8 protein-coding genes are annotated in these 8,752 nt (G+C 45.8%); 3 read left to right on the top strand and 5 right to left on the bottom strand.

Annotation, left to right across the window (positions count from 1 at the left end):
- Positions 1-588 precede the first annotated feature (588 nt).
- Together ACWB0I_RS11510 and ychF are read right to left on the bottom strand one after the other, a co-directional pair.
- Positions 589-2,001 (bottom strand): PhoH family protein, encoded by a 1,413-nt coding sequence (locus ACWB0I_RS11510; protein ID WP_479388213.1) that lies wholly within the window; start codon positions 1,999-2,001, stop codon positions 589-591.
- A 167-nt stretch (positions 2,002-2,168) separates the two neighbouring features.
- The gene (ychF, locus tag ACWB0I_RS11505; RefSeq protein ID WP_479388212.1) at positions 2,169-3,248 is read right to left on the bottom strand and encodes a redox-regulated ATPase YchF; all 1,080 of its coding nucleotides are present in this window, start codon (positions 3,246-3,248) and stop codon (positions 2,169-2,171) included.
- 140 nt (positions 3,249-3,388) lie between these two features.
- Between ychF and rlmB the strand changes: the two genes are divergently transcribed.
- Positions 3,389-4,117: a 23S rRNA (guanosine(2251)-2'-O)-methyltransferase RlmB gene (rlmB, locus tag ACWB0I_RS11500; RefSeq protein ID WP_479388211.1), complete on the top strand. Its 729-nt coding sequence runs from the start codon at positions 3,389-3,391 to the stop codon at positions 4,115-4,117.
- Between the two features lie 35 nt (positions 4,118-4,152).
- On the opposite strand, the gene ACWB0I_RS11495 is transcribed toward rlmB, so the two are convergent.
- Positions 4,153-4,623 carry a ferritin-like domain-containing protein gene (locus ACWB0I_RS11495; protein WP_479388210.1) on the bottom strand — a complete coding sequence of 157 codons (471 nt, stop codon included), beginning with the start codon at positions 4,621-4,623 and terminating at the stop codon, positions 4,153-4,155.
- Between the two features lie 15 nt (positions 4,624-4,638).
- Positions 4,639-5,502: an NAD(P)-dependent oxidoreductase gene (locus ACWB0I_RS11490; protein WP_479388209.1), complete on the bottom strand. Its 864-nt coding sequence runs from the start codon at positions 5,500-5,502 to the stop codon at positions 4,639-4,641.
- Positions 5,503-5,906: 404 nt separating this feature from the next.
- On the opposite strand from ACWB0I_RS11490, the gene ACWB0I_RS11485 reads away from it, so the two are divergent.
- Positions 5,907-6,062 (top strand): hypothetical protein, encoded by a 156-nt coding sequence (locus tag ACWB0I_RS11485; RefSeq protein WP_479388208.1) that lies wholly within the window; start codon positions 5,907-5,909, stop codon positions 6,060-6,062.
- A 461-nt stretch (positions 6,063-6,523) separates the two neighbouring features.
- On the opposite strand, the gene ACWB0I_RS11480 is transcribed toward ACWB0I_RS11485, so the two are convergent.
- Positions 6,524-7,114, bottom strand: coding sequence for a sigma-70 family RNA polymerase sigma factor (locus tag ACWB0I_RS11480; RefSeq protein WP_479388207.1), 591 nt, complete (start codon positions 7,112-7,114; stop codon positions 6,524-6,526).
- Positions 7,115-7,417: 303 nt separating this feature from the next.
- Here ACWB0I_RS11480 and ACWB0I_RS11475 point away from each other — a divergent pair, with 303 nt between their 5' ends.
- Positions 7,418-8,740 carry a saccharopine dehydrogenase C-terminal domain-containing protein gene (locus ACWB0I_RS11475; RefSeq protein WP_479388206.1) on the top strand — a complete coding sequence of 441 codons (1,323 nt, stop codon included), beginning with the start codon at positions 7,418-7,420 and terminating at the stop codon, positions 8,738-8,740.
- Positions 8,741-8,752: the final 12 nt, after the last annotated feature.

Genomic DNA, 8,752 nt, shown 5'->3' with positions numbered 1-8,752 from the left:
ATTTCCGCTGCGCTCCAACCGGCTAAAGCGGCCGGACAATTAAGAAAATTTCCCACAAAGGTCTTCCCCCTCTCCCAGATTTTTATTCTGGGAGAGGGGGATCGAGGGGGTGAGGGCTAATTCATGAAATGACTTCTGCTGTTAGAAAAGTAAAGTTAAGAGTAAATGAGTGTAAGAGTTAAAGGGTTCCGGGCACCGGACTGTCATTTTTTAAAGAAGTTTTTGGTTGCGGCTCTGTTGCCTTAGGAGTTGGGTCGCCCCTTCTAACAACCAAAGCCTCCCATTTTTTTAATCCTTAATCTTTCATCTTTAATCTTTTTTCCTTTTTCCTTAAAAGCAAACCCTCCCCTAACCCCTCCCAATGAGGACTTCAAGGTTGCCCTGCCCAGCAAAGGGAAATTTGAGTTCGTCCCTTTCAGGAGGTGAATTAAGCGATTGTCTCGTTTTGAAATAGCTTGACTCAAAAAAGAGTGAAACAATAAGTAAGAATGGAATGTTCAGGGAAATGTGCCGGCCAGTAGTCTCATTTTCTGGTGGTGGAAAACGGCGCCATCAGGCAGGTGCGTAATAATGATATTGTTGAAATAATCAGCGTCCGCTTTGAATGTTTGATTCAAACCATTGCGAGGTGTGTGAGCGCACCATTTGAATCAGACAAATGTGAGAAATAAAGGGTGTAGGATTTTTTAAGGCATTTTCGTACAGATTGATCAGGGCATTGCTGTACTTATCAAGGTACACGCTGTCGATTTGTGTGGGGTCGCCTAAAACGATTAGCTTGGTGTCTTCACCCAATCGCGTACCCAGGGTACGCATCTGAAAGGGATTGGCATTCTGCGCTTCATCAAAGATGACAAACGAGTTGGCCAGGTCGGCGCCACGAATATCAGCCAGGTTCAAAAGTTCAATGACCCCGGAATCCAGTAATTTACGATATCCTTCGTCTGATTGGTCGCTGGTAAACATGCGTAGCTTTTCCATGAAAGGACGCATTTTGGGAATTAGTTTGCGTTTTAAGGAGCCGGGTAAAAACCCGACATCCTCACCCAGTCTGCTTTTGGTGATAATTGGTTTAATCAGTTTAATGGAATCGTATTTTCGTTCCTTAAAAACTTTTTCCAGCGCAGCAGCCATGGCAATGTGTGTTTTTCCTGTTCCGGCTTTACCAATGATGATCTGAATTTTAATGTCATCATCCATGGCCTGTTTCATGCAAACAGCCTGTTCAAAATTGTACTGGTAATTTTCCGTGTCCAGTACTTTAGGAGGCATGTCCAGAATTTTAGTGGAATAGTAATCGAAATATTTAAGCAGATGGCCCTTGCGCATGGCCATGCCAAAAAACTGCTGGCCGGGATCAAAGAGTGCTGCCCCCTCGTTTTCAGCTAAATGCCACTTCTTGCGGTAAGGGATGGCCCAGTTTTCCGAAGTTTTGGATTTAAATAACTGATTGATCTCATCCTCTTCCAGAGTGATCTGTTTAACCGGCTGGAAAAAGCTGTCCAGATATTCCTCAGAAATTTTATCATGCTGGTAGTCTTCGCAGGCGATCTGCAGAGCCCAGCCCTTAATACGTAAATTTCGATCTTTAGTAATTAGGATGAACTTACGCGTTGGAAAACTCTGCTGCAAGCCCATGATTTGAGCCAGCATGGCATTGTCTTTGTAACTCAGGGCCAGCTCATGCGGAAAATCTTTAGCCATAAAATTGTTGACAAAAAACAGCAGACCGTTCTTGCCGTTTGGAATGAGAATACCCTGATCGTAACGTTCTGTACGTAAAATAAGCTGCTCTAATTTTTGGCTGATTTCACGAGCATTGAAACCGAGTTGCGGATCGCTTTTTTTACTGTCGATTTCATCCAGCACAAAGAGCGGAATTAACACAACGTGTTCCTCAAAACGGAAGATAGCCGCTGGGTCATGGAGAAGAACGTTGGTGTCCAACACATAGCATGAGCGATGATCTGACTTGCTTCTGGGACTAAGGTCAATGTTCATAAAATCCATGGAACCCAAAAAGTTGCACTACCATTCATTGCTGATTTTAGTTTCGTAAAGAAGTTGTAAAACTTTACGCATGAATACATTCTCCAAACGTAGTTTTCACGTTTCCGCAAAAAAAACCCGTATGCGTTCAATAACCAATCGTTTTGCAAAAAGGGTCTTCAAACATTAAACCGGATGTTCAGAATGTCGCCATCCTGAACAATGTAGTCTTTCCCTTCCAGACGAACCAGGCCGTGTTCTTTACAGGCGGCCATGGAGCCCAGGCGCACCAGGTCGTCGTAGTGAACGGTTTCCGCGCGGATAAAGCCCTTTTCCAGGTCGGTATGGATGACGCCCGCAGCCTTCTGAGCATTGGTCCCCTTGCGGATGGGCCAGGAACGGCATTCGTCTTCGCCCACGGTAAAGAAAGAAATCAGACCCAACAATTCGTAGGATTTACGGATCAGTTTGTGTAAAGCGGGCTCTTTGATGCCCAGGTCTTCCATGAAGATTTTAGCGTCCTCTTCTTCCAGTTCAGAAATTTCTTTTTCAATTTCGGCGCTTAACGAGGTTACCGCGGCATTTTTACCTACGTACTCGCTGTATTTTTGTTCAATTGTCTCCGCTTCCGGGATGGCATCTTCCGCAATATTGATGACGTACAGAACCGGTTTGGCTGTCAAAAACTGATAGCCTTTGAGAATCAATTGCTCGGCCGGCTCAAAATCCAGCTCGCGCAGGGGCTTTTCTTCTTCTAACTGAGCTTTTAATTTTTCGAATAATTGCAGCTCGCGTTTGTCTTTTTCATCCTGGGTTTTAAGAACCAGTTTTTTAAGTTTTTCATAGCGGTTTTCCACAATGCCCAGATCGCTAAGTAAAAATTCAGAATTAATGTACTCGATGTCCGCTTTGGAGTCGATCCGGTTCAGTGGGTGGGGATAATATTCATTTTCAAAGGCGCGTACCATCACCAGCAACGCATCAACCGTTTTCAGATTGGCCAGAAATTGAGCGGGTAAGCCATGCGTTCCGGCAGACTCTCCTTCCAGTCCGGGTACCTTAATGTATTCGATGGTGGCGTTCACTTTCTTTCTGGGATTGAACATTTTGGTTAAGGTATCCAGCCGTTCGTCCGGTACCTTGACCACGCCCCGTTCGGCGCTCATTTTTCCGCCAGGTTCCTGCGATTTGTGTTTGAGCAGGGTGGAAAAGAGCGTTGTTTTGCCCGAAAAGGGCAGACCAACAATTCCAATTTGCATTTTTACTCCTGAAGTCAAAAATATTTTTTACTAACCGCCAATTTACACAATTTATGTTCTTCAATCAAAGATTAACGTTTTGCATTCAAAGGGGGCGCTTGCTAAATTGTCCATCAGATTCACCGAAAAGTTAGGCAACCATGTTTATTTATGGCAGACAACCGGTTCTGGAAGCGCTTCGTTCCAGGCACACAGTTAAACGCGTGTTTTTAGCCCGCGAAGCGCGGGGCAAGGTCATTGGATTAATCGAAAGCGCTTGCCAGCATGGGGCCATTACTGTGCAACGCATTCCTAAGAATCAATTGCAAACATTTGTCGGTCCTGTAGTGCACCAGGGAGTAGCGGCCGAAATGGACTTCAATCCTTTTCTAAGCTCCGGGCAGTTCTGGGAATTGATTGCTTCCAATGAATGTCCTCTGATCTTGATTCTGGATCACATTCAGGATACGCACAATGTGGGCGCAGTGTTGCGCACCGCCGAAATTGCCGGAGTAGATTGCGTTGTTTTACCGGAAAAAGGCAGCGCGCCACTCAATGCGACTGTGGCCAAAACCTCGGCCGGAGCGCTCTTTTATTGTACGTTCTGGCAAACGCCCAACCTGGATGAAGTTCTGTTGCAATTGCGGGAAAACGATGTGGAAAGCTTTGCGGCCCTGCCTTCGGCCAGCCAAACCATTTATCAGGCCAATTTTAGGCGGGGGCTGGCTCTGGTAATCGGTAGCGAAAACCGGGGCGTACGTAAAAATTTACTAAAATTGTGCAGTCAAACGGTTAAGATTCCCCAATATGGTCATGTTAATTCGCTCAATGCCTCCGTTTCAACCGCGATTATTTTATTCGAAATTGTTCGGCAAAGGCATTTTGGGTAAAAAAAACGGCTTCCCCGGAGGAAAGCCGGTAGAACTTAAAGCTCTTCGCCAAAGAGTCCCTTGTGCATTTTAAAGTACTTTTCCACATGTTGCCTATGGGTTTCTTCTTCATTGGCTAAATTGCCCAACAATTCTTTAACTTCGTCTTCGCGGGCCAGTTTGGCTGCCCGTTCGTAGCGGATGCGGGCGGTATTTTCCCGTTTCATAGCCATTTCCAGAACGTCGGCAATGGTCAAATCTTCCGGTAAGTACAGGTCGTCGCTGCCATGTGAGGTGCGGGCCATTTCAAGCAGTTGGGGATCATTAATTTCCACATTCAGATCGTACAATTCGGTTTCCCGTATATTAAAGAGCATTTTTTCATGTTCGATCTCTTCGTCACGCAATCGTTTAAAAAACTGTTTTGTTTCCTCGTCCTGGGCAATATCCATGCCCTTTTGATACAATTTCTGGGAATTCTGTTCCTGTTTAATCGCTACGTCAAGTAACTCTTTCAAAGTGCTCATAAACGTCTCCCCATTTTATGGTTGATTTAAGAAGCTAAAAATTGCCGAAAAATCCTGTTGGGCCAGGCCCTGTTGTTTGGCCTGAGCAAAAACCTCTTTGATGACATTGAGCGCCGGTAAAGCCAGACCCTGTTCATACGCGCTGAGGCTGGCCAGTTGCAGATCTTTCTGCATCCATTGCAACGGAAACTCCACATCAAATGTTTCATTCCTGATTTTTTCCGATTTACCGGAAATAAAGGGCGCGGTTACTGGAGCGGGCACCAGAATATCCAGCAGCCGATCTTTGTCTAATCCCATTTTGATGCCCAGAGCCAGGGCTTCGGCAAAGGCCAACATGGCTTCACCCAGGAGCAGGTTGAAGACCATCTTGATGGCAGAACCCTGACCAACCGGGCCCACATGAATGTGTTTTTTGCCCATAGCTTTAAAAAGAGGTTCACAGAAAACAACATCTTCCCGTTTTCCACCTACCAGAAACAAAAGCTGGCCGTCTTCGGCCGGTTTTTTGGAACCCGCCACCGGGGCATCGACAAAGCGGATGTGATTTTGTTCTGCCAGGGCAGCCATTTTACGTGAAAACGAAGGATTAACTGTGGTGCAGTCCATCCACAGGCTACCATGTGGCAAATGGGCCAGAAAACCCTCCTGCCCGCTGGCCAGTTGCTCTATCACTTCTGGAGTGGAAAGCATGGTAATTAAAAAATCGACTTTTTGGGCCAACGAGCCGGGAGAATCGGCCCATTCGGCGCCGGCAGATAAAAGAGAGCCTGCTTTTTCTTTGGTTCTTGTGTGAACAATCAAGCTGAAACCGTGTTTGAGTAAATTTTGAGCCATGCGGCTGCCCATAATACCCAGGCCAAGAAAACCAATTTTCATGACAAAACCTCATTCTAAGTTTAAACCAGAATTTACAATAAAATGGGCATCGAACAAAATTAGAATTGGCACCCGAACCAGCCGTGAAGTGGGTGAGCCAATGGCGAAGCCGTAAAATTTTAGTGTAAAAAAAAGAGACGACAGGGGCTGAGGTGTCATGCCGAGTGTCATTTTATTTTCGATTTATCGGGAGGAAGAATCCCTTCCACTTGCAGACAATTCGCAGGTGCAACGTAACTCGAGCTTCAGCTCGAGACGTTTTTAAGTATGACGCAAGATTTTTCCACTATGCACGTCGCTTTCGCTCCACGTATCTGTCGAAATGACAATCAATGAGGCTTCCTGCCAAGCGTAATTCCAAATCCCGATCTTCGAGAACAGAACCGTCTGGCAGGCGCAACCGGATGGAGCGAAGCGGAAATCCCGATTTTCGGGGACAGGCTTGTCCGGCCGTAGGACAGGCCCGTCTGGCCACCGGACAGGCCCGTCTGGCCACCGGACAGGCAAAGCATTCACAAAGTGGGCAAAGATTGCAAATAGAAAATAGCAAAATATCTTAACATATCAGAGTGGAACTCAGCAAAGCGGCACAATTTACTCCCCCTTCCCTTTATTAAAAGAAGAGAAGGGGGACGGGGGGTTAGAATACTTCCATTAAAAGATCTAATCCCGCCACAGCGGGATGCGAAAATTTTTGTGCTGAGTGAGTGATTTAAGCTGTTGAATTGTTGATTTGTTGATTTGTTGAAGGGTTGAATGAGCATTGGGCTGACACAGCGAATTCCCATTGTTCGTGAATGGTATTTCCAACATAGGTGAGAAAATTCCCCCACCATGCCTTCCCCCTCTCCCAGATTTTTATTCTGGGAGAGGGGGATCGAGGGGGTGAGGGCTAATTCGTAAAATGACTTCTGCTGTTGGAGGAGTAAAGTTAAGAGTATATGAGTGTAATAGTTAAAGGGTTTCGGGGCACCGGCCCGTCATTATTTTAAAGAAGTTTTTTGGTTGCGGCTCTGCTGCTTTAGAACAAACTGTCCTTGAGCATCTTTTTCAGCATCTCTCTGGCTCTGAAAATGCGCGCTTTTACGGTACCCAGCGGCAGATCTAAAATCTCGGCGATTTCTTCATAACTCTTTTCTTCATGGTGGCGCAACAGAATGGCCGTGCGGTATTTTTCCGGTAGTTTTTCTATGGCCTGATGGATGATTTTTGATTTTTCATTGGCCACCAGGGCCTTGTCAATGGTTGGATTGGTGTCAGCGTACTCATGAGATATTTCTTCGTCTTTGTATTTTACAGGTTCGTCCATGGAATAGGTCTTCAATTTCCGCTTGCGAAAAAAATCGATACAGTGGTTGGTGGCAATTTTAAACAACCAGGTAGAAAAGGCGTATTCTTCATTAAAAGAGGTAATGGAATTGTAAGCTTTAATAAAGGTTTCCTGGGTCAGATCTTCTGCTTCCTGGCGATTGTGAACCATGCGTAATATGATGTTAAAAACGGCATCGTGGTACATTTCCATTAACTGATCATAAGCGCGGCCATCGCCGGCTTTGGCTCTTTTGACCAGTTCAAAATCGGCACGCTTTTTCTTTTTTCCCTTTAGGCTCATTCATCGTTCCAGGCTTTAAATCTCCTTAGCCATTAAAATACAATTTTTTTGAAAATAAAACCAATCAAAACTGCACTCCAGTCGTTAACTTGGACGAAAAAACAGGATGGGACGTGATTAATTCCTGTTGCAAAAAGGAGTTTCTGCCATTAGTAAGTATGCCGTTCAAACTGCACTGATAGCTATTTTGTTGGTAAAAAAAGTGGAAATTTTACTTTACACTTTCCTGTTAATTCATTAAGTTATCAAACCAGTGTTTATTGTAGAAAAAGGTAAAAATGAAACAAGAAAGGGATTCGATTTATGAACAAAGTATTAGTCCTTGGAGCCGGCTTGGTGGCCCGTCCGTTAGTACGCTATCTACTGGAAAAAACCGATGTCCAATTGAAAGTTGCTTCCCGCACGGTCAGCAAAGCCGAGCGCTTAATCGAAAATCACCCCCGTGGTAGCGCCCAACAGTTAGATGTTACTGATCAGGCCGCTCTGCGTCAGGTTATGGCCGAAGCGGATGTGGTCATCAGTCTGCTGCCCTGGATTCACCACATGAAGGTGGCCAATTTGTGCCTGGAACTCAACAAACACATGGTAACCACCTCGTACGTAAAACCTGAAATGCAGGCCCTGGATGAAGAGGCTCGCAAACGGGGCCTTTTGTTCTTGAATGAAATCGGTGTGGACCCGGGCATTGACCACATGGCGGCCATGAAAATCATAAACAATGTAAAAAATCGTGGCGGAAAGATCGTCAGTTTTTATTCCTATTGCGGCGGATTGCCGGCCTTGCAGGACAACAACAACCCCCTGGGCTACAAATTTTCCTGGAGTCCGGTGGGCGTGATGCTGGCAGCCTTAAATGACGGCCAGTATCTCAAAGATGGCCAGGTGGTTAAAGTGCCCGGCGAACAGCTATTTGAACATTACTGGTTTTTAGACGTACCCGGCGCCGGCACCTTTGAGGCTTATGTCAATCGCGATGCTCTGCCTTACATCGACCTCTACGGCATTCAGGAAACGCAATCCATGTATCGCGGGACGTTGCGTAATATCGGTCATTGCGAAACCTGGAACTACTTTAAAAAACTGGGCCTGTTGCGTCAGGATTTTAAAGTGGACTTTGACCAATTAACAGTCAAACAGGCTATAGCCCGCCTGATCAACAGCGATGGGAAAAATCTGGTACAGGATATTGCCCGGTTGCTCAACATTCCGCCTTATTCGGTAACCATCAAAAAGATGGAATGGTTAGGCTTACTGTCCGATATCAAGGTCCCTCTGGGCCAGGCCTCCATTTTTGATATGTTTGCCCATATCCTGGAAGAAAAACTGGTGTACCACGAAGGCGAAGTTGATTTACTGCTGCAACACCACGAATTCATTGCCGAGTACACCAATGGCAAACGGGAAAAAATTACATCCACCATGGTGGATACCGGGATCCCTCATGGAGACACCTCCATGGCACGCACCGTAAGTTTACCGGCTGCCATTGCCACGCGGTTAATTGTGGAAGGTAAAATCAAGCTGAGCGGCGTACACATCCCCGTACTTCCGGAAATTTATGAACCGGTGCTGGCCGAACTGGAAACCATGAATATCAAACTGGTCGAAAGATCGACCTGGCTGTAAAATAAACAGCGG

The organism is Caldithrix sp. (assembly GCF_056497305.1).
Note: the sequence above shows the minus strand (reverse complement) of the source record. Positions and strands in the feature narration are given on the sequence as shown.